The sequence below is a fragment of the Pseudomonas sp. LAIL14HWK12:I1 genome (assembly GCF_003202095.1).
Taxonomy (GTDB): Bacteria; Pseudomonadota; Gammaproteobacteria; order Pseudomonadales; family Pseudomonadaceae; genus Aquipseudomonas; species Aquipseudomonas monteilii.
Genome location: NZ_QJKG01000002.1, coordinates 695,739 through 715,580 on the forward strand (window position 1 = coordinate 695,739; position 19,842 = coordinate 715,580).

At 62.1% G+C, this 19,842-nt stretch carries 20 protein-coding genes; 11 read left to right on the plus strand and 9 right to left on the minus strand.

Going from position 1 to position 19,842, the window contains the following annotated elements:
• Window positions 1-4: 4 nt before the first annotated feature.
• Window positions 5-592: a TIGR00730 family Rossman fold protein gene (locus tag D906_RS08090; RefSeq protein WP_025752455.1), complete on the minus strand. Its 588-nt coding sequence runs from the start codon at window positions 590-592 to the stop codon at window positions 5-7.
• A gap of 349 nt (window positions 593-941) precedes the next feature.
• Here D906_RS08090 and azu point away from each other — a divergent pair, with 349 nt between their 5' ends.
• Complete coding sequence (gene azu / locus D906_RS08095) at window positions 942-1,391, plus strand: azurin (protein ID WP_025752457.1); 450 nt, start codon at window positions 942-944, stop codon at window positions 1,389-1,391.
• A 33-nt stretch (window positions 1,392-1,424) separates the two neighbouring features.
• Here the strand turns inward: azu and nadE are convergent, their stop codons facing one another.
• Together nadE and pncB are read right to left on the minus strand one after the other, a co-directional pair.
• The gene (gene nadE, locus D906_RS08100; protein ID WP_019098913.1) at window positions 1,425-2,252 is read right to left on the minus strand and encodes an ammonia-dependent NAD(+) synthetase; all 828 of its coding nucleotides are present in this window, start codon (window positions 2,250-2,252) and stop codon (window positions 1,425-1,427) included.
• Between the two features lie 3 nt (window positions 2,253-2,255).
• Window positions 2,256-3,461 carry a nicotinate phosphoribosyltransferase gene (gene pncB, locus D906_RS08105; RefSeq protein WP_019098912.1) on the minus strand — a complete coding sequence of 402 codons (1,206 nt, stop codon included), beginning with the start codon at window positions 3,459-3,461 and terminating at the stop codon, window positions 2,256-2,258.
• Between the two features lie 449 nt (window positions 3,462-3,910).
• On the opposite strand from pncB, the gene D906_RS08110 reads away from it, so the two are divergent.
• From D906_RS08110 to D906_RS08135, 6 genes are all read left to right on the plus strand, one after another.
• Window positions 3,911-5,047: a branched-chain amino acid ABC transporter substrate-binding protein gene (locus D906_RS08110; RefSeq protein WP_025752459.1), complete on the plus strand. Its 1,137-nt coding sequence runs from the start codon at window positions 3,911-3,913 to the stop codon at window positions 5,045-5,047.
• Window positions 5,048-5,201: 154 nt separating this feature from the next.
• Window positions 5,202-6,116 (plus strand): branched-chain amino acid ABC transporter permease, encoded by a 915-nt coding sequence (locus D906_RS08115; protein WP_019098910.1) that lies wholly within the window; start codon window positions 5,202-5,204, stop codon window positions 6,114-6,116.
• 2 nt (window positions 6,117-6,118) lie between these two features.
• Complete coding sequence (gene livM / locus D906_RS08120) at window positions 6,119-7,420, plus strand: high-affinity branched-chain amino acid ABC transporter permease LivM (protein WP_016712245.1); 1,302 nt, start codon at window positions 6,119-6,121, stop codon at window positions 7,418-7,420.
• The gene (locus D906_RS08125) at window positions 7,417-8,292 is read left to right on the plus strand and encodes an ATP-binding cassette domain-containing protein (protein ID WP_019098909.1); all 876 of its coding nucleotides are present in this window, start codon (window positions 7,417-7,419) and stop codon (window positions 8,290-8,292) included. Before livM ends, D906_RS08125 begins: the two co-directional genes overlap by 4 nt.
• Entirely contained in the window at window positions 8,289-9,005 is a 717-nt protein-coding gene (locus tag D906_RS08130; RefSeq protein WP_016712243.1) for an ABC transporter ATP-binding protein, read from the plus strand. The genes D906_RS08125 and D906_RS08130 overlap by 4 nt, the downstream gene beginning before the upstream one ends.
• Before the next feature lie 591 nt (window positions 9,006-9,596).
• A complete protein-coding gene (locus D906_RS08135; RefSeq protein ID WP_016712242.1) occupies window positions 9,597-10,364 on the plus strand; it encodes an SDR family oxidoreductase in 768 nt (255 codons plus the stop codon).
• 81 nt (window positions 10,365-10,445) lie between these two features.
• Here the strand turns inward: D906_RS08135 and D906_RS08140 are convergent, their stop codons facing one another.
• The 3 genes from D906_RS08140 to D906_RS08150 all read right to left on the minus strand — a co-directional run bounded on the left by D906_RS08140 (window position 10,446) and on the right by D906_RS08150 (window position 12,796).
• The gene (locus D906_RS08140) at window positions 10,446-11,543 is read right to left on the minus strand and encodes an AGE family epimerase/isomerase (RefSeq protein WP_019098908.1); all 1,098 of its coding nucleotides are present in this window, start codon (window positions 11,541-11,543) and stop codon (window positions 10,446-10,448) included.
• Window positions 11,544-11,586: 43 nt separating this feature from the next.
• On the minus strand, window positions 11,587-12,222 hold the full coding sequence (locus tag D906_RS08145; protein WP_019098907.1) for a TetR family transcriptional regulator: 636 nt from the start codon (window positions 12,220-12,222) through the stop codon (window positions 11,587-11,589).
• 121 nt (window positions 12,223-12,343) lie between these two features.
• Entirely contained in the window at window positions 12,344-12,796 is a 453-nt protein-coding gene (locus D906_RS08150) for a hypothetical protein (RefSeq protein ID WP_027614722.1), read from the minus strand.
• A gap of 342 nt (window positions 12,797-13,138) precedes the next feature.
• Here D906_RS08150 and D906_RS08155 point away from each other — a divergent pair, with 342 nt between their 5' ends.
• Window positions 13,139-15,205 carry an AsmA family protein gene (locus D906_RS08155; protein WP_019096787.1) on the plus strand — a complete coding sequence of 689 codons (2,067 nt, stop codon included), beginning with the start codon at window positions 13,139-13,141 and terminating at the stop codon, window positions 15,203-15,205.
• Window positions 15,206-15,271: 66 nt separating this feature from the next.
• Here D906_RS08155 and D906_RS08160 read toward each other — a convergent pair whose 3' ends face one another.
• On the minus strand, window positions 15,272-15,802 hold the full coding sequence (locus D906_RS08160; RefSeq protein ID WP_016712237.1) for a bacterioferritin: 531 nt from the start codon (window positions 15,800-15,802) through the stop codon (window positions 15,272-15,274).
• A 42-nt stretch (window positions 15,803-15,844) separates the two neighbouring features.
• Window positions 15,845-16,186: an osmotically-inducible lipoprotein OsmE gene (osmE, locus tag D906_RS08165; RefSeq protein WP_016712236.1), complete on the minus strand. Its 342-nt coding sequence runs from the start codon at window positions 16,184-16,186 to the stop codon at window positions 15,845-15,847.
• 123 nt (window positions 16,187-16,309) lie between these two features.
• Between osmE and D906_RS08170 the strand changes: the two genes are divergently transcribed.
• Window positions 16,310-17,200 carry a triacylglycerol lipase gene (locus tag D906_RS08170; protein WP_020424232.1) on the plus strand — a complete coding sequence of 297 codons (891 nt, stop codon included), beginning with the start codon at window positions 16,310-16,312 and terminating at the stop codon, window positions 17,198-17,200.
• Here D906_RS08170 and D906_RS08175 read toward each other — a convergent pair.
• Window positions 17,197-18,069 carry a DMT family transporter gene (locus D906_RS08175; protein ID WP_016712234.1) on the minus strand — a complete coding sequence of 291 codons (873 nt, stop codon included), beginning with the start codon at window positions 18,067-18,069 and terminating at the stop codon, window positions 17,197-17,199. The genes D906_RS08170 and D906_RS08175 overlap by 4 nt on opposite strands.
• A gap of 378 nt (window positions 18,070-18,447) precedes the next feature.
• On the opposite strand from D906_RS08175, the gene D906_RS08180 reads away from it, so the two are divergent.
• Window positions 18,448-18,735, plus strand: coding sequence for a PsiF family protein (locus D906_RS08180; RefSeq protein WP_025754342.1), 288 nt, complete (start codon window positions 18,448-18,450; stop codon window positions 18,733-18,735).
• A gap of 70 nt (window positions 18,736-18,805) precedes the next feature.
• Window positions 18,806-19,813 (plus strand): AI-2E family transporter, encoded by a 1,008-nt coding sequence (locus D906_RS08185; RefSeq protein WP_027614869.1) that lies wholly within the window; start codon window positions 18,806-18,808, stop codon window positions 19,811-19,813.
• Window positions 19,814-19,842 lie beyond the last annotated feature (29 nt).

Here is a 19,842-nt window from a genome sequence, read left to right on the forward strand (position 1 = left end):
AAGGTCAATCAGGCTTCTTGTCGACCCACTTCGGCGCCACCGGCGCAATGAAGCTGTCCATGCCATCCAGCAGTTCATCCGGCTGCTGCGCCAGCAGCAACATCGCCCGATGTTGCTGCCGCACAAAGCCTTCTTCGACGATATGGTCGAGGAACCCGCCCAGCTTGTCGTAGAAGCCGTTCACATCGAGCAGCCCCAGCGGCTTGGCGTGATAGCCCAGTTGCCCCCAGGTCCATACCTCGAACAATTCTTCCAGCGTACCCAGCCCACCCGGCAAGGCGATGAAGGCATCGCTCAGCTCGGCCATGCGTGCCTTGCGCGCGTGCATGCCATCGACCACTTCCAGGCGCGTCAGGCCTTTGTGGCCGACTTCAGCGTCCAGCAGGCTTTGCGGGATGATGCCGACCACCTCGCCACCTGCTGCCATGGCCGCGTCGGCCACCACGCCCATCAGGCCCACGGCGCCGCCGCCATACACCAGGGTCAGCCCACGGCGGGCAATGGCCTGGCCGAGCGCGACGGCAGCTTCACGGTAAGCAGGGTTGGCGCCAATGCTGGCACCACAGAACACACAAACGGAACGTACGGGCATTGCTCATCTCCTGTCACTCAGGTGCACAGGGTACGGCGCATGCCCGTTGCTTCCAAGGCCGCGTTCATTCCGGGCGGGAGAATTCGCAGATGGCGCCGGTAGCCCCGTGGGCATAGGCGGCGAGCAGGCTATTGAGGAAGGCAGAGATGGGCATTTGGTATTGCTCCTAAATGAGAGGTTGTCCCATCGTCTAATAAAAGGGCATGATGTGCCCTTAGATTGGTTGTATACAATCCATTGAACAATTCTACTGGCTGGCCTCTTGACACCCCCTTGACCCATATCAGCAAGGGGCTGAACGGTTTCAGGCAGTCTCGCAATTGATAAAACCCTGCCAAGGAGATTCATGATGTTTGCGAAAGCTGTAGCGGTATCCCTGCTGACCCTCGCCAGCGCCTCTGTCTTCGCCGCCGAGTGCTCGGTAACTGTCGACTCGACCGACCAGATGTCCTTCAACACCAAGGAAATCACCGTCGACAAGAGCTGCAAGGAATTCACCGTCAAACTGACCCACTCGGGCAACCTGCCGAAGAACGTGATGGGCCACAATCTGGTGATCAGCAAGACTGCCGACATGCAGGGCATTGCTACCGAAGGCATGAGCCAGGGCCTGGACAAGGACTACATCAAGGCTGACAACGCCGCGATCATCGCTCACACCAAGATGATCGGTGCGCCTGAGAAAGAAACCGAAGTGAAGTTCGACGCTACCAAGCTGGAAGCCGGTGGTGACTACAGCTTCTTCTGCACCTTCCCGGGCCACATCTCGATGATGAAGGGCAAGGTCGTCGTCAAGTAAGCGGGTAAGGGGCCGCAAGGCGGCCCCTTAGCTTCAGGGGGCGAACGGCAGTTCGCGCTTGTGCTGGGTCTTGCGGTAGGTGGCAACGATTATGTCGAATGCCGCCTGATCAACCGGCTGACCATGCAGGAAGGCATCGATCTGCTGGTAGGTCACGCCATGGGACGCTTCGTCCGGCTTGCCCGGCGCCAGGTCTTCAAGGTCTGCGGTCGGCACCTTCTCCACCAGTGACTCCGGCGCACCAAAGCTGCGCGCAATGGCCCGTACCTGGTTTTTCACCAGCCCGCTCAGCGGCGCCAGGTCGCAGGCACCATCACCAAACTTGGTAAAGAAGCCCATTACCGCCTCGGCGGCGTGGTCGGTACCGATCACCAGGCCCGCACGTGCGCCGGCAATGGTGTACTGGGCGACCATGCGCGTACGCGCCTTGACGTTGCCCACCACGAAATCCACCAGGGTTGGCGAGCCATTCTTCAGTTCTACAACCTCAGCGGCCAGCGCCCTCACTGCCGGGGCAATGTCGACGGTGTGCACTTCATCGGCCTTGATCACGTCCAGGCAGGCCTGGGCGTCATGCTCGTCATGCTGCACCTGGTACGGCAGGCGCACGGCAATGAAGGTGTAGGCCTTGTCGCCGGTCTCGGCGCGCAACTCGTTGATGGCGCGCTGGGCGAGCAGGGCGGCGGTCAGCGAGTCGACGCCACCGCTGATGCCCAGCACCAGGGTCTTGAGCCGGGCGTTGGCCAGGCAGTCCTTGATGAACGCCACGCGCCGGGCGACTTCGGCCTCAAGCGCGGCAGTGTCGGCGAACGGCGGCTGTACCTTCAGTGCCTGTGCAATCTCTTGCTGAACCGCTTGCATGGGTTACTCCTTGCTGGGGACTTTGAATACGTGGCGCAGGTAGGCGACGAAGTTCTCGTCGCGGCATTGGGTCTTGGCGGCTTCGTCCGAGATCTTGGCCACTGGCGCGCCGTTGCAGTCGGTCATTTTAAGCACGATGCTCATCGGGGCCACACCCGGGATGTCGCAGGTCAGGTTGGTGCCGATGCCAAAACTGACGTTGATGCGACCGCGCAGGGCACGGAAGATTTCCAGCGAACGGGTGAGGTTGAGGCCATCGGAAAACACCAGGGTCTTGGTCATCGGGTCGATACCCAGTTTCTGGTAGTGGGCAATGGCTTTCTCGGCCCAGGCCACCGGTTCACCGGAGTCGTGGCGCAGGCCGTCGAAGAGCTTGGCAAAGTACAGGTCGAAATCGCCAAGGAAGGCATCCATGGTGATGCAGTCGGTAAGGGCGATGCCGAGCAGCCCGCGGTATTCGCGCACCCAGCAGTCCAGCGCGGCGATCTGGCTGTCGATCAGGCGTGGGCCGAGTTGCTGGTGGGCCATGATCCATTCATGGGCCATGGTGCCCAGTGGCTTGATATCCAGTTTCCATGCCAGGTCGACGTTGCTGGTGCCGACGAAGCGGCCCGGGAAGTCGTCGCGCAGTACCCGCACCACGTCTTCCTGCACACGGCTGGAAAAGCGCCGCCGGGTCCCGAAGTCGGCTACCTGCAGTTCGGCCAGTTCATCGTCACTGGCATGCGCGCGCAGCCAGTCGAACTTGCGGTACAGCTGGTCGCGGGCCTCAGCCAGGCGCATGCGTGGGTGCAGGTGGCGGTTGCGCACTTCGCTGACGATGGCCAGCAGCGGTACTTCGAACAGAATCACATGCAGCCACGGGCCTTTCAGGCGCAGGAACAGCTGGTCGTTTTCGATGCCGATGCGCACGTAGCGCAGGTTGAAGCGAAACAACCGCAGAAAACGCAGGAAGTCGGGCTTGAGGAAGCTGATGCGCTCGAGGAAGGCCGGCTGGCCATCATCCAGGGTGAGGTCGCTGAGCAGTTCGAGCTGGTGGCGGATCTCGCCAAGATAAGGGCGCAGGTCCTCACCGTTGCGGCAGCGGAATTCCCATTCGACGTCGGCGTCCGGGTAGTTGTGCAGCACACCCTGCATCATGGTGAGTTTGTAGAAGTCGGTGTCGAGCAGGTTGTGCACGATGCGCTCGGCGAATGCGCTCTCGCTCATCAAGTGGGGCTCCGGAAGCGGCGAATGGCGGACATTGTGCCAGCCTTTTGGGGCTTGTTGTGTCCGGGCTTGCCCGCGAAGAGGCCGGAACAGCCAAAACAGAGGTGTTTTTCCGTGCACCGGCTAGCCTTGAAACGGTGCCGCCTGTAGCAGTCGCGCACCAGCGGTGTGCAGTTCGGTGACGTCCGCTGTTACAGGCCGGTTGCACGTTAACACTTGGCGGGGTTGCAATGATGGCACCGGGCGGTTGCTCCTTGTCTGTACGTGTGGTGGCGCCTGCCGCGTGGCAGACGGTTGCACGCTCAATAAAGAAAAGGCCGCCGGTCGCCTGCTGGCGCCTAGCACAGTGTGTTTTCCCGGAAGACAAACCCTATGGCACGGCCCTTGCTCTGAGCACAGGGTTGAGAAGTTGTAGTGCCAACCAAAAAAAACTCTAGGAGCACCACCTCATGTCGCAGACGTTTTACAAGAAAGGTTTCCTGGCTCTGGCCGTAGCTACGGCCCTAGGTGTTTCTTCGTATGTTCAGGCCGACGTCAAGATCGGTGTAGCGGGCCCAATGACCGGGGCTAACGCCGCGTTTGGCGAGCAGTACATGAAAGGTGCGCAGGCAGCGGCCGACAAGATCAACGCCGCCGGTGGCGTCAACGGCGAGAAAATCGTCCTGGTCAAAGGCGATGACGCCTGCGAACCGAAGCAGGCCGTGGCCGTGGCCAACCGCCTGGCCGATCAGGACAAAGTGATCGGCGTGGTGGGGCACTTCTGTTCTTCCAACACCATTCCAGCCTCTGAGGTGTATGACGAAGCGGGCATCATTGCCATTACCCCGGGCTCGACCAACCCACAAGTGACCGAGCGCGGCCTCAGTGCCATGTTCCGCATGTGCGGCCGTGACGACCAGCAGGGTATCGTCGCCGGCGACTACATCGTTGACGTGCTCAAGGGCAAGAAAGTCGCGGTGCTGCACGACAAGGACACCTATGGCCAGGGCCTGGCCGACGCGACCAAGGCGCAACTGGAAAAACGCGGCGTGAAGCCTGTGCTGTACGAAGGCCTGACCCGCGGCGAGAAAGACTTCAGCGCCGTGGTCACCAAGATCCGCTCCACCGGTGCCGACGTGGTCTACTTCGGCGGCCTGCACCCAGAGGCTGGCCCGCTGGTCCGCCAACTGCGCGAGCAGGGCCTGAAAGACGTCAAGTTCATGTCCGATGACGGCATCGTCACCGACGAACTGGTGTCCACCGCTGGCGGCGCGCAGTACGTCGATGGCGTGTACATGACCTTCGGCGCCGACCCGCGCCTGCTGCCCGACAGCAAAGCGGTGGTAGAGGAGTTCCGCAAGGCCGGTACCGAACCTGAAGGTTACACCCTGTACGCCTACGCCTCGCTGGAAGCCCTGGCGGCTGCATTCAACGGCGCCAAGTCGAACAAGGGCGAAGACGCGGCCAAGTGGCTCAAGGCCAACCCGGTCAAGACGGTGATGGGCGAGAAGAAGTGGGACAGCAAGGGTGACCTCACCGTGTCCGACTACGTGGTCTACCAGTGGGATAAAGACGGTAAATACCACCAGCTGGAAAAACAAAAATAACAACGGCCCACGGCCCGGGCTGATGCTCGGGCCCAAGCCCCGCGGTACCTGTCTTTATTCGTAGATCTGCACAGTTCTGCGCTGCGAGGGCCCCGCACCGGTGGCCCGCGCCGTGGTCGGCGCTCGTGCAATCTCAATCAGGTGAGATTGCGTTATGGATGGTATTTTCCTGCAGCAACTGGTCAACGGCCTGACCCTCGGGTCGGTCTATGGCCTGATCGCCATCGGCTACACAATGGTCTATGGCATTATCGGCATGATCAACTTCGCGCACGGCGAGGTGTACATGATCTCCGCCTACCTGGCGGCGATCAGCCTGGCATTGCTGGCTTACTTCGGTATCGAGTCGTTCCCCCTGCTGATGCTGGGCACGCTGTTGTTCACCATCGTCGTTACGGGCGTATACGGCTTCACCATCGAGCGCATCGCTTACAAACCCCTGCGTAACTCTACCCGCCTGGCACCGCTCATCAGCGCCATCGGCATTTCGCTGATCCTGCAAAACTATGCACAGATCAGCCAGGGTGCCCGCCAGCAAGGTGTTCCAACCTTGCTTGAAGGTGCCATGCGTGTCGAAGTCGGCACCGGCTTCGTGCAACTGACCTACACCAAGATCTTCATTCTGGTGGCCGCCTTCGTCGGCATGGGCCTGCTCACCTACGTAATCAAGTACACCAAGCTCGGCCGCATGTGCCGCGCCACCCAGCAAGACCGCAAGATGGCCTCGATCCTGGGCATCAACACCGACCGGGTGATCTCCTACGTGTTCGTCATCGGCGCAGTCATGGCCGCGCTGGCCGGCGTGCTGATCACCATGAACTACGGCACCTTCGACTTCTACGCCGGCTTCATCATCGGCATCAAGGCGTTCACCGCCGCCGTGCTCGGTGGTATAGGCTCGCTGCCTGGCGCCATGCTCGGCGGGATCATCCTGGGTATTTCCGAGTCGCTGTTCTCTGGCCTGATCAACTCCGACTACAAGGACGTGTTCAGCTTCTCGCTGCTGGTGATGATCCTTATCTTCCGCCCACAAGGCCTGCTGGGTCGCCCGCTCGTGGCTAAGGTGTGAACATGTCCGTTGCCAAAACTGCCGCTGTTACCGAAACCAAGGGTTTCGACCTTAAACGCAGCCTGCTGGAGACCATCGTCGCCGGCCTGCTGGCACTCATTGTGTTTGGCCCGGTCGTCGGCGTGGTGCTCGACGGCTACAGCTTCAATGCCGAGCCGCGGCGCGTGGCCTGGCTGGTGGGCGGGGTGATGCTGGGGCGCTTCCTGCTCAGCCTGTACCTGCAGACCGCCGCTGGCACGCGCATGCTCCAGGGCTTTGAAAGCGGTGGCTCGGGCGTGCATGTGAACGCACCGGACTACAAGTCGCGCTTGCGTTACATCATCCCCGCGCTGATCGTGATTGCCATTGTGTTCCCGGTGTTTGCCAACAAGTACCTGCTGACCGTGGTCATCCTTGGGCTGATCTACGTGTTGCTGGGCCTTGGCCTTAACATCGTGGTCGGCCTGGCCGGCCTGCTCGACCTGGGCTACGTGGCGTTCTATGCCATTGGTGCCTACGGGTTGGCGCTGGGCTACCAGTATTTGGGCCTGGGCTTCTGGAGCGTGCTGCCGCTGGCGGCGATTGCCGCAGCACTGGCGGGGTGCATTCTCGGCTTCCCGGTGCTGAGGATGCACGGTGACTACCTGGCGATCGTGACCTTGGGCTTTGGCGAAATCATCCGCCTGGTGCTGAACAACTGGCTGTCGTTCACCGGTGGCCCCAACGGCATGCCGGCGCCGTCGCCAACCTTCTTCGGCCTGGAGTTCGGCCGTCGGGCCAAGGACGGCGGCGTACCGATCCACGAGTTCTTCGGCTTCGATTACAACGCCAACCTCAAGTTCGTGTTCATCTACGCGGTGCTGTTCATCGTCGTGCTGGCGGTGCTCTACATCAAGCACCGCCTGACCCGCATGCCGGTCGGCCGGGCCTGGGAAGCACTGCGTGAAGACGAGATCGCCTGCCGTTCGATGGGCCTGAACCACGTACTGGTCAAGCTGTCGGCCTTTACCCTGGGTGCTTCCACTGCCGGCCTGGCCGGGGTGTTCTTTGCCACTTACCAGGGCTTCGTCAACCCGTCGTCGTTCACCTTCTTCGAGTCGGCGCTGATCCTCGCCATCGTCGTGCTGGGTGGCATGGGCTCGACCGTGGGCGTGGTGATTGCTGCATTCGTGCTGACCGTTGCGCCGGAACTGCTGCGCAGCTTCTCCGAATACCGGGTACTGCTGTTCGGCGTGCTGATGGTGCTGATGATGATCTGGCGACCGCGTGGGCTGATCCGCATCAGCCGTACCGGTGTGACCCCGCGTAAAGGAGTGGCGCCATGAGCGACGATATCATTCTCTCGGTCGACAACCTGATGATGCAGTTCGGTGGCATCAAGGCGCTCAGCGACGTCAGCCTCAAGGTCAAGCGCAATCAGATCTTCGCCCTGATCGGCCCCAATGGCGCGGGCAAGACCACGGTGTTCAACTGCCTGACCGGCTTCTACAAGGCCAGCGGCGGGCGCATCGAGCTGAACGTTCGCGGCAGCCACACCAACGTCATCCAGCTGCTGGGCGAGCGCTTCCAGGCGGCGGACTTCGTGTCGCCGGCGCGCTTTGCCAACCGGCTGTACTACAAGATGTTCGGCGGCACTCACCTGGTCAACCGCGCAGGCCTGGCCCGTACCTTCCAGAACATTCGCCTGTTCAAGGAAATGTCGGTGGTGGAAAACCTGCTGGTGGCCCAGCACATGTGGGTCAACCGCAACCTGCTGGCCGGGGTGCTCAACACCAAGGCCTACCGCAAGGCCGAGAGCGATGCGCTGGACCACGCCTTCTACTGGCTGGAAGTGGTCGACCTGGTCGACTGCGCCAACCGCCTGGCCGGTGAGCTGTCGTACGGTCAGCAGCGTCGCCTGGAGATTGCCCGGGCCATGTGTACGCGGCCCAAAATCATCTGCCTGGATGAACCGGCAGCAGGCCTGAACCCGCAGGAAACCGAGGCACTCAGCCGCATGATCCGCGTGCTGCGTGACGAGCACGACATCACCGTGGTGCTGATTGAGCACGACATGGGCATGGTCATGAGCATTTCCGACCATATCGTGGTGCTGGACCACGGCAACGTGATTGCCGAAGGCGCCCCGCAAGACATCCGCCACAACCCGACGGTGATCGCCGCCTACCTGGGTGCAGACGAAGAGGAACTGGTATGAGTGCGCCCATTCTCGAACTGAAGGACCTGGACGTGTTCTATGGGCCGATCCAGGCGCTGAAAAAGGTGTCGATGCACATCAACGAAGGTGAGACGGTCAGCCTGATTGGTGCCAACGGTGCGGGCAAGTCGACCCTGTTGATGTCTATTTTCGGCCAGCCTCGGGCAGCGTCGGGGCACATCGTTTATCGCGGCACCGACATCACCCGCAAGTCGTCGCACTACATCGCCTCCAACGGCATCGCTCAGTCGCCGGAAGGGCGCCGGGTGTTCCCTGACATGACCGTCGAGGAGAACCTGATGATGGGCACCATCCCCATCGGCGACAAGCATGCCGACGAAGACATGCAGCGCATGTACGAGCTGTTCCCGCGCTTGAAGGAGCGGCGTAACCAGCGGGCCATGACCATGTCCGGGGGTGAGCAGCAGATGTTGGCCATTGCCCGGGCGCTGATGAGCCGGCCGAAGCTGCTGCTGCTGGATGAGCCGTCGCTGGGGCTGGCGCCGATTGTGGTCAAGCAGATCTTCTCGACCTTGCGCGAGCTGGCCAAGAGCGGGATGACCATCTTTCTGGTGGAGCAGAACGCCAACCATGCGCTGAAGCTGTCGGACCGGGCGTATGTGATGGTCAACGGGCAGATCCGCATGACCGGGACCGGGCAGGAGTTGCTGGTCAACGAAGAGGTGCGTAACGCCTACCTTGGCGGGCACTGAGTTTCATTCGGGGCCGCTGAGCGGCCCATTCTCAATGTGGACAACTTGCCACGGACCTGTCTCCACATACCCCGGTTTCCTTCCTGGCCCCATCTTTCCACAGGCCGGATCTTTTCCACGGATAATGTGGAACCGCCTGTGGAAAACATGGTGGCATCTCGCTCAATCCCTTTGATACCAAGCCCTGCACAGGGTTGATCGTTTTTTGATCAGGCGCTCTTTGTGGATGATTTTTCAAGGTTTTTCAAAGCCCTGCAAGGACTTGGATGTCGCTGAAACGCCTGTGGATAACTCTGTGAAGAAACGTTGGACAGACCGCTGCAGGCGGCATGCTTGAAAGCCTTGCGCCATCACTCAAAAGATATCCAACGACCACCTGTCGCTGAAAGGGTTCCGCACCGTGGACAAGTTGCCCCCAATCCGTGGGGAAAGCCTTGTGGATAACATGCGCATAGCTGGCGCCGGGCCCTCTGCTGCAAGGGTTTGCCGTAGATGAACAAAAAATGAACAGCCGCCAGACTGGCTTGCTGCCAGCGCCCGGCGCGGGCATGCTGCAAAGCTGCCATGACAACCTACCGTGAGGAACAGAGCATGACGTCCACCGTATTCATCACTGGCGCCACGTCCGGTTTCGGCGAGGCCACCGCCCGCCGCTTTGCCGAGGCCGGCTGGAAACTGGTGCTCACTGGCCGTCGCAAGGAGCGCCTGGACGCCCTGTGCGCGGAACTGTCGGCCAAGACCGAAGTGCATGGCCTGGTGCTGGACGTACGTGACCGCAAGGCCATGGAACAGGCCATCGCCACCCTGCCGGCCGGTTTCGACAAGCTGCGCGGCCTGGTGAACAACGCTGGCCTGGCGCTGGGCGTGGACGCAGCGCAGAACTGCAGCCTGGACGACTGGGAAACCATGGTCGACACCAACATCAAGGGCCTGATGTACACCACCCGCCTGCTGCTGCCACGCCTGATCGCCCACGGCCGAGGTGCATCGATCCTCAACGTGGGTTCTGTGGCGGGCAACTACCCGTACCCGGGCAGCAACGTGTATGGCGGCACCAAGGCCTTTGTCGGCCAGTTCTCGCTGAGCCTGCGCTGCGACCTGCGCGGGACTGGCGTGCGGGTGAGCAACATCGAGCCGGGCCTGTGCGAGAGCGAGTTCTCGCTGGTGCGCTTCGGCGGTGACCAGGCCAAGTACGACGCTACCTATGCCGGTGCGGAGCCGATCCAGCCGCAGGACATTGCCGAGACCATCTTCTGGATCCTCAACCAGCCGGCGCACATCAACATCAACAGCCTGGAGCTGATGCCGGTGAGCCAGGATTGGGCAGGGTTCTCCATCGACCGTACGGTCAAGGGTTAGATTTGATGGCCTATTCGCGGGTAAACCCGCTCCCACAGGGCTTGTGCAATACCTGTGGGAGCGGGTTTACCCGCGAAAGCGTCAGCTCAGGCGCTGCAACCCTTCCAGGCAGGTCGCCAAGTGGTAGGGCGTAGTCGAAGGCATATCATGCCGGCTGACATTACCTTCCCCATCCCGGCATTCATACCAGCCCGCTTCCCGCAGGAACCGCGCTTCCAGCGCCTGCATCTGGGTAGCCAATTTCGCCTCACCCGCCTCACGTAGCACCAGCGCTCGCAGGTACTCCGCCTGCGCCCAGATCCGCTGGGTGGCGTCGATCACCTTGCCCTCCACATCCAGCATCGCCAATACCGCCCCTTCTTTCACCCCGTATTGCTCGGCAAAGCCGAATGCCCGGTCGATGGACGCATGCAGCGGCGTATCACGCAGCAGCGGCGAGGTATGCAGCAGGTAGAACCACTCGAACTGGTGCCCCGGCTCAAACCAGTTATCCACAGCCCCGCGTGGCTTTTCCAGCATCAGGCCGTGGGCCGGTTCGATGAAGTGTGTTTGCAGTGCCTCGCACAGTTGCAGCAGCGACTGTTGGGTATGCCCGTCATCACGCACCGCCAGCACTTGCAGGAACGCTTCGGCCAGGTGCATCTGCGGGTTCTGCAGCGGGCCGCTGCCCAGGTCGGCCCAGTCTTCGCCCAGGCTGGCTTCGTACAGGCCGTCGTCACGGGCGAACTGCTGATCGATGATGTCCAGCGCGGCGTTCAGGGTGGACTCGACCAGGTTTTCGCGTACCTTGCCCCAGTAGTGCGCGCAGGCGAAGACGATGAATGCGTGGGTGTACAGATCCTTTCGGCTGTCCAGCGGTTTGCCCTGGGCATCGATGCTGTAGAACCAGCCACCGTGCTCGGCGTCGTGGAAGTGCTTTTGCAGCGAGCGGAACAAGGCGGCTGCGCGCTCGGCTGCGCCCGGTTGGCCGATACGGCTGCTGAACAGGTACAGCTGGCGTGCGCAGGCCATGGCCCGGTAGCGCTGCACTGGCAATGGCTGATGCTGATTGTCCAGCGCCTCGTAGGGCAGGGCCATGTCGGCATTCCAGCCCGGGCCTTGCCACAGCGGTACGATGCGCTCGGCGAAGTGCTGGTTGAAACGGGCCAGTTCGGGCAGGGTGTGGCGGGGGTTGGACATGTCGGCGCTCGTCGCTGTCGGGCAGGGCGCCATGGTAGCAGAACTAGGGTTGTGGGTTGCCCAGCCCTTGCCAATGCCGCGCCCCGACAAAGATGAAGCGCAATTGCTGGGTGATTTTTTCCTGCGGCGTCAGTGCCTGTGGATAACCCGGTTCCGGGCTGTCGATAAGCTCTGGCAGGGTGGCAAACACCGTTTTCACCACCAAGTCGGCCATCACCGCCAGCGCGGCGCTGTCCAGGTGCTGCCAGCGTTTCATGCGCGCAAGGTCGGTGGCCAGGTCGTCGCTGATGTCCTGGCGCAGGCGGGCAATGGCTTGGCGCACGGCTTGTGAACCTCCGTACTGCTCGCGGGCCAGGAACAGGAACTGCGCGCGGTGGGCGGCCACCACGTCGAGGAAGATGCGCACCGAGGCGTCGGTGATGCCGCCCAGTTCGAATTCGTTTTGCCGTACCAGGCGGATGGTCTGACGGAAGGTTGTGTCGATTTCGGCCACCAGGGCCAGGCCCAAGGCGTCCATGTCGGAAAAATGCCGGTAGAACCCGGTGGGCACGATGCCTGCCGTCTTGGCCACTTCACGCAGGCTGATACTGCCGAACCCCCGGCCGCTCTCCATCAGCAGGCAGGCGGCATCGAGCAGGGCCTGGCGGGTCTGTAGCTTCTGTTCGGCGCGCGGCAGCATGGTGCGGGCTTCTGTGACGGTAAGGCTGGGCACTCTAGTTAAAAAAACAAAGCCCGGTCAATGACCGGGCCTGGAGGGGAGCAAGCGTTGTGACATGAGTTGTTCTTTTCGACCATGGCGATCAGCTCACACGGCTGAGTTCAACCAGGCGATCCGAACCACCTTCAGCGACGCGGCCACTGCGTTCGATCAGGCGATCAGAACCACCTTCGGCGACGCGACCACTGCGTTCGATCAGGCGATCAGAGCCACCTTCGGCGACGCGACCACTGCGTTCGATCAGGCGATCAGAACCACCTTCAGCGACGCGACCACTGCGTTCGATCAGGCGATCAGAACCACCTTCAGCGACGCGGCCACTGCGTTCGATCAGGCGATCAGAGCCACCTTCGGCGACACGGCCACTGCGTTCGATCAGGCGGTCAGAACCACCTTCGGCTACGGTTTTCAGCGGTTGGGCGATTTCGGCAGCGCTGGAGCGCGATTCAGCGGTCAGGTGTTGTTCGGCGGCTGGCAGGGCAAACGCGTTGGCAGCCAGGATGGACAGGGTCAGGGTCAGCAGATGACGTTTCATGATTTCGGTGCTCCTCTCGGGGGCTGGAAAGTGGGTACGGAGCCAATGCTACGCCGCGTAACGCCAGAGAGAAGTTCATACGGGTAATGGTAACAATCGACCGCATTGATAGAGGTGGGAAAACGGCTCTATTCCGTACCTTGCAGGGATAGGCGCGGCGAGTTTCCCCTGCTGCGGGCGGGTAACAGGTAGGGCCTGGCGCGACAAATTGCTGAGCAAAAGGCCAGGAAAAACTTCGCTATCATGGCGCCATCGATAAAACCCTGCGGGTTTTCATCAGTCCCAGATATCAAGTGCCACCGCTGCGCCCGTTTTGTGCCATGCCGCAAGGAGAACCCCGCAATGACGCGTCCCGCCAGAATTCTCGTCTGGACCCTCACCAGCCTGCTGACACTGCTGGCGATCCTGGTGGTTGTGATTGCCACCTTTGACTGGAACCGCGTCAAGCCGCTGCTGAACGAGAAGGTGTCCGAGGCCCTGCACCGGCCTTTTGCGATCAATGGCAACCTTGCCGTCCAGTGGCATACCGAGCCCGAAGAAGGTGGCTGGCGTGCCTGGGTGCCATGGCCGCACTTCATCGCCGAAGACCTGACGTTGGGCAACCCCGACTGGCTCAAGGAGCCGAAGATGGTCGGCCTGGAGCGTGTCGAGTTCCGCCTGGCGCCGCTGCCGTTGCTGTTCCAGCAGATCAGCATCCCGCGCATCAACCTCACCAAACCGACGGCCAGCCTCACCCGCCTGGCCGATGGCCGGGCCAACTGGACCTTTGACCTCGGGCCAAAAGACGAAAACGCAGAACCTTCAAAATGGCAGCTGGACATCGGCGCCATCGGTTTCGACCAAGGTAATGTCAGCTTCGACGACCAGACCCTGCAAACCAGCATGAAGGTGCAGATCGACCCGCTGGGCAAACCGATCCCGTTCAGCGACATCGTCGGCAAGGCCAGCGCCGAAAAAGTCGGTGGTGCCCAGGACTACGCCTTCGGGCTCAAGGCCCAGGGCCGCTACAAGGGCCAGCCGGTGTCCGGCACCGGCAAAATCGGCGGCCTGTTGGCATTACAGGACGCCAGCCAGCCGTTCCCGCTGCAGGCCGACGTGCGGATTGCCGATACCCATGTGGTGCTCGCCGGCACCCTGACCGATCCACGCAACCTCGGCGCCCTCGACCTGCGCCTGCGCTTGTCCGGCGCCAGCCTGGGTAACCTCTATCCATTGACCGGCGTGACCCTGCCAGACACCCCGGCCTACTCCACTGACGGCCGCCTCAACGCCAACCTGCACGCGGCGCAAGGGGCGACATTCAACTATCAGGGCTTCAACGGCAAGATCGGTGACAGCGATATTCACGGTGACCTGGCCTTCGTCGCCAGCCAGCCACGGCCCAAGTTGTCCGGCAACCTGGTTTCGAACCAGTTGCTGTTCAAGGATCTGGCACCGCTGATCGGCGCCGACTCCAACGCCGAACAGAAGGCCCGTGGCGGTGCCAGCAAGCAGCCGACGGGCAAGGTGCTGCCGGTGGAAGAGTTCCGCACCGAGCGTTGGCGCGCCATGGACGCGGATGTCACCTTTGCCGGCAAGCGCATCGTGCACAGCGCGCAACTGCCGTTCAATGACTTGTCGGCCCACGTGATTCTGGAAGACGGCCTGCTGCGTCTGGAGCCCCTGCGGTTTGGCGTGGCGGGCGGCAACCTGGCCTCGAAGATCCGCCTGGACGGGCGCAACGTGCCATTGCAGGGGCGTGCCCAGCTGACTGCACGTGGTTTCAAGCTCAAGCAACTGTTCCCTTCCTTTGCACCGATGCAGACCAGCTTTGGCGAGCTGAACGGTGATGCCGACATCAGCGGCCGTGGCAACTCGGTAGCGGCTTTGCTGGGCACGGCCAATGGTGACCTGCGCATGCTGATCAACGATGGCGCCATCAGTCGCAGCTTGATGGAGATTGCCGGTTTGAACGTGGGCAACTACGTGGTCGGCAAACTGTTTGGTGACGAGGATGTGAAGATCAATTGCGCGGCGGCAGATGTGGGGATCAAGGATGGCCTGGCCACAACGCGCCTGTTCATCTTCGATACCGAGAACGCCATCATCTACATCAACGGCACGGCCAATTTCGCCAGCGAGCAGTTGGACTTGAAGATCACGCCGGAATCGAAAGGGCTGCGGCTGTTCTCGCTTCGATCGCCGCTGTATGTGCGCGGGCCGTTTGCCAAGCCCAGTGCCGGGGTGCAGGCGTTGCCGCTGGCGCTACGCGGTGCGGGAATGGTGGCGCTCGGTGTCGTGGCCGGGCCGGCGGCGGGGTTGCTGGCGCTGATTGCGCCCAGCAGTGGGGATGATCCCAACCAGTGCACGCCGCTGTTGCAGCAGATGAAGGCGGGCAAGGCGCCGGCTGCGGTGAAAGGCAAGAAATGATAGGGGGCCGCGTTGCGGCCCAATCGCCGGCAAGCCGGCGATGGGCTGCAGAGCAGCCCCTTGCGATTACAGCCCTTGTAGCAGATCGGACATATCGTCCGCGTGCTCTTCTTCCTGCGCCAGGATGTCCTCGAAGATGCGCCGCGTAGTCGGGTCTTTATCGCCGATGTACTGAATGATCTCGCGGTAGCTATCAATGGCAATTCGCTCCGCCACCAGATCCTCCAGCACCATCTCCTTCAATGAATTACCCGCGACATATTGGGCATGGGAATTCTTGCTCAGGTTATCCGGGTTGAAATCTGGCTCCCCGCCCAGCTGCACGATGCGCTCCGCCAGTTTGTCGGCATGCTCGGCTTCCTGGTTGGCATGCTCCAGAAACTCGCTGGCCGCCACACTGGCCTTGATGCCGCTGGCCATGAAGTAGTGGCGCTTGTAGCGCAGCACGCAGACCAGCTCGGTGGCCAGTGACTCGTTCAGCAGGCGCAGGATCTCCGTGCGGTCGGCGTTGTAGCCCTCGGTCACCGCGCCTTGCTCGACATGCTGGCGGGCACGCTCGCGCAGGGTTTGCACATCGGTCAGTTCAACGTTGCTCATGGTTATCTCCAGACGGGTCAGGACGGTAGATCAGGGTGGGACTCAGGCGCCATGCAAGGCGTCGCTGTCCTCTTGGCGTTGTTTGCAGGTTTTGAAGCCCTTGGCGTCGACATGGCCGGTGGCGTCGAAGCGCACGTAGTAGGGCTGCTGTTTGCCGTCGCGGTTGAGGATGTAGTCGTTGCAGGTGCCCCCGTGCGGCAGGTCGATTACGTTCGAAGGGCTGCCGCCGATGGCGATGACCTTCTGCATGGTCATGCCGTGTTCCACTTGTTTGACCAGTGGTTCGTCGCGGTAGGTGACGTAGTCCACCGGGTTTTCCGGGCGGCTGCCGCAGGCGGCCAGGGTGGCACTTGCCAGAAGGATTGCCAGGGTCTGCTTGTACATGGTCCCGCTCCTTGCAAAGGGTCTGTGTGGTTTGGAACCACAGCGCGCGCCAGGAGTTCGATTGCGATGGTCATGATGGCCGCTGTAGTGTTGGCCGGTCGTCCACGGAAAGGGGCTGGGGCAATGCAGCAGGAATTGGCCACGCGATACCCGTTGGTGCTGGTGCCGGGCATGCTCGGGTTTGTCCGGTTGGTGCTCTATCCGTACTGGTTCGGCATCGTGCCGGCCCTGCGCAAGGGCGGGGCACGGGTGTTTCCGGTGCAGGTTTCGCCGCTGCACTCAAGCGAGGTGCGTGGCGAGCAGTTGCTGGCGATCATCGAAGACATTTGCCAGCGCACCGGCGCCGCCAAGGTCAACCTGATCGGCCATAGCCAGGGTGCCCTGAGTGCGCGCTACGCTGCGGCCAAGCGGCCGGATCGGGTGGCTTCGGTCACCTCGGTGGCTGGCCCCAACCACGGCTCCGAGCTGGCTGACCACCTGGAGCGCACGGCACCGGGCGATTCCCCCCAGGGCCGTATTCTCAAGGCCGTATTGCATGGTTTTGCCGTGTTGCTGGTGTGGCTGGAAACCGGTTGGCGCCGCGACCCGCTGCCGGTTGATGTGCACGCCTCGCACCAGTCGCTGACCCGCGCCGGGGTGGGGCTGTTCAACCAGGCTTATCCACAGGGGCTGCCGCAGACCTGGGGTGGGGAAGGGGCATATGAAGTCGATGGCGTGCGCTATTACTCGTGGTCCGGCACCTTGCAGCCCGGCCTGACCGACCAGGGGCGCAACCGCTTTGACGGCAGCAACCGCTTCTGCCGCCTGTTCGCGCGCAGCTTCGTCAAGGAAAAGGGCCAATGTGACGGCATGGTCGGGCGTTTCAGTTCGCACCTGGGTCAGGTGATTGGTGACGACTACCCGTTGGACCATCTGGATATCGTCAACCAGTCGCTCGGCGCCGTGGGTAAAGGTGCAGAGCCGGTGCGGCTGTTCACTGAACATGCCGCCCGGCTCAAGGCTGCAGGGCTTTAGCGGCGAATGGGCGTGGTCCAGCGCTCGGCCAGCACCACCCCGGCCAAGGTCAGCAAGCCGCCGACCAGGTGATAGCGGGCCAGTTGCTCGTCGAGCACCACGGCGGCGATCACTGCGGTGACAACCGGCAGCAGGTTGAAGAACAGCGTGGTGCGACTTGGCCCCAGGCGATGCACAGCTTGCATCCACACCAGCGGCGCGATCATCGAGGCCAGCACGCAGGCGTACAGCACCAGGCCGATGTTGTGGCTGTTCAGGCCGGTCTTGTCCGACAGCAGGAACAACGGCAGCAGCACGACGATGGCCACCAGCACCTGAAGGTACAGCAACTGCAGAGGCGGCAGGCGCAGCTGCCATTTCTTCAGCAGGAAGCTGTACAGCGCGTAAGCCAGGGTGGCCACCAGCATCAGCAGGTCGCCACTGTTCAGGCCGTGCGCCAGCAGGCTGGCGGGATGGCCGGTGCTGACCACTTCCAGTACGCCAAAGAACGACACCACTGCGCCCAGCAGGGCACCGTAGCTCAGGCGCTGGCCCAGCCAGGCGATGGAAAGTGCCAGTGACATCAGCGGCATCAGCGAGAGGATGATGCCCATGTTGGTGGCGCTGGTAATGCCGGCGGCGAAGTAGGCCAGGCTCTGGTACAGCGCCATGCCCAGCACGCCCAACACGAACACCTTGCCCAGGTACGGGCGGATCGCTGCGCGGTTGCGCCACACGGCGGGCAGCAGGAACGGAGTGAACAGCAGGGCGGCCAGCAGCCAGCGGTAGAAGCCGATTTCGGCGGGGTGGATGGCACCGGCGGACATCTTGGTGACCACGGTGTTGCCGGCCCAGATGAGGATGGCGGTGAGGGGGAACAGGTAGTTCATGGAACAGGTACTCGGAAAAGCAGATTTTGGAGGCGTTCGCCTTTGATAACAGCGGCGCCTGTCAGATCGAGCGCCGCCCGCGCGGCGCATCGCGAGCTGCGCTCGCTCCTACGTTTGTTTCGGGCCAATTATGCCTGTGGGATGTGCGTGCGTACGCTTTGGCGCATGGCTGAATATCGCGTTGCACGAAGTAGGCGGTCGCGCGCGCCTGGCACAGGCGTTACTGGCCCGAAACAAACGTAGGAGCGAGCGCAGCTCGCGATGCGCCGCACGGGCGGCGCTCGATCTATGCACCACCGAAAAACTCAAGTCAGGCATCTCTTGGCTACACTCAGCTCGACCCCCGTGCATCGGGCGCGGAGCGAAGGAGACCACTCCATGAAAGTGCTGCACATTCCATTACTGGTGCTGGCCGTGCTGTTCAGCGCCCAAGGCTTCGCGGCCAACACCGCGCAGCAGGAAAAGATGAAAACCTGCAACGCCGACGCCACCGCCAAGGCCCTCAAGGGCGATGAGCGCAAAGCCTTCATGAGCACTTGCCTGAAAAAGGACGTGCCGCAAACCCAGCAAGAGAAGATGAAAACCTGCAACGCCGACGCCACCACCAAGGCCCTGAAGGGTGACGAACGCAAAGCCTTCATGAGCGACTGCCTGAAGAAGAAATGACCTGCGCCTATGCCTGCAGGCGCAAGGCTGGCAGACTGCGGGCATTCCCGCTGTCTGCCGTCGAGGCTGTATGACCTTTACCCCCCGTCAGATCACCCTGGCCAGCCTGATCATCTTCATGGCCGGGCTGCTGCTGGCCTTGCCCCTGAAGTTGCTGCCCAGCCTGCTTGCCGGCCTGCTGGTGTTCGAACTGGTCAACATGCTTACCCCGCGTCTGCAACCGCTGCTGGCCGGCCAACGCGCCCGCTGGCTGGCCGTGGCGCTGCTCGGTACGCTGGTGGTCAGTACCCTGACGCTGCTGATTGCCGGTGCCTTCAGCTTCCTGCTGCACGAGGCGGAAAACCCCGGCGCCTCGCTGGACAAGTTCATGGCGTTGGTCGAGCGCGCCCGTGGCCAGCTGCCGCCGTTCATCGAGGGCTACCTGCCCGCCAGCGCCGCCGAGTTCAAGGTGGCCATCGGTGACTGGATCAAGAGCCACCTGAGCGATCTGCAACTGGTGGGCAAGGGCATGGCGCACATGTTCGTGACACTGCTGATCGGCATGATCCTGGGTGCCATCATCGCGTTGCAGCGCATTCCCGATGTTTCCCGGCGCAAGCCCCTGGCGGCGGCGCTGTTCGAGCGCCTCAATCTACTGGTGAAGGCGTTTCGCAACATCGTCTTCGCGCAGATCAAGATCTCGCTGCTCAACACGTTTTTCACCGGCATCTTCCTGGCGGTGGTGATGCCCCTGTTCGGCGTGCACCTGCCGCTGACCAAGACGCTGATCGTGCTGACCTTCCTGCTGGGCTTGCTGCCGGTAATCGGCAACTTGATGTCCAACACCCTGATCACCATTGTCGGCTTGTCGCTGTCGATCTGGGTGGCGGCGGCGGCGCTGGGCTACCTGATTGTCATCCACAAGGTCGAGTACTTCCTCAATGCGCGGATCGTGGGGGGGCAGATCAGTGCCAAGGCGTGGGAGTTGCTGCTGGCGATGCTGGTGTTCGAAGCGGCGTTCGGGCTGCCTGGTGTGGTGGCGGGGCCGATTTACTATGCCTATCTGAAGAGTGAGCTCAAGCGGGCTGAACTGGTCTGACAGATTGCCGGGGCTGCAAAGCAGCCCCA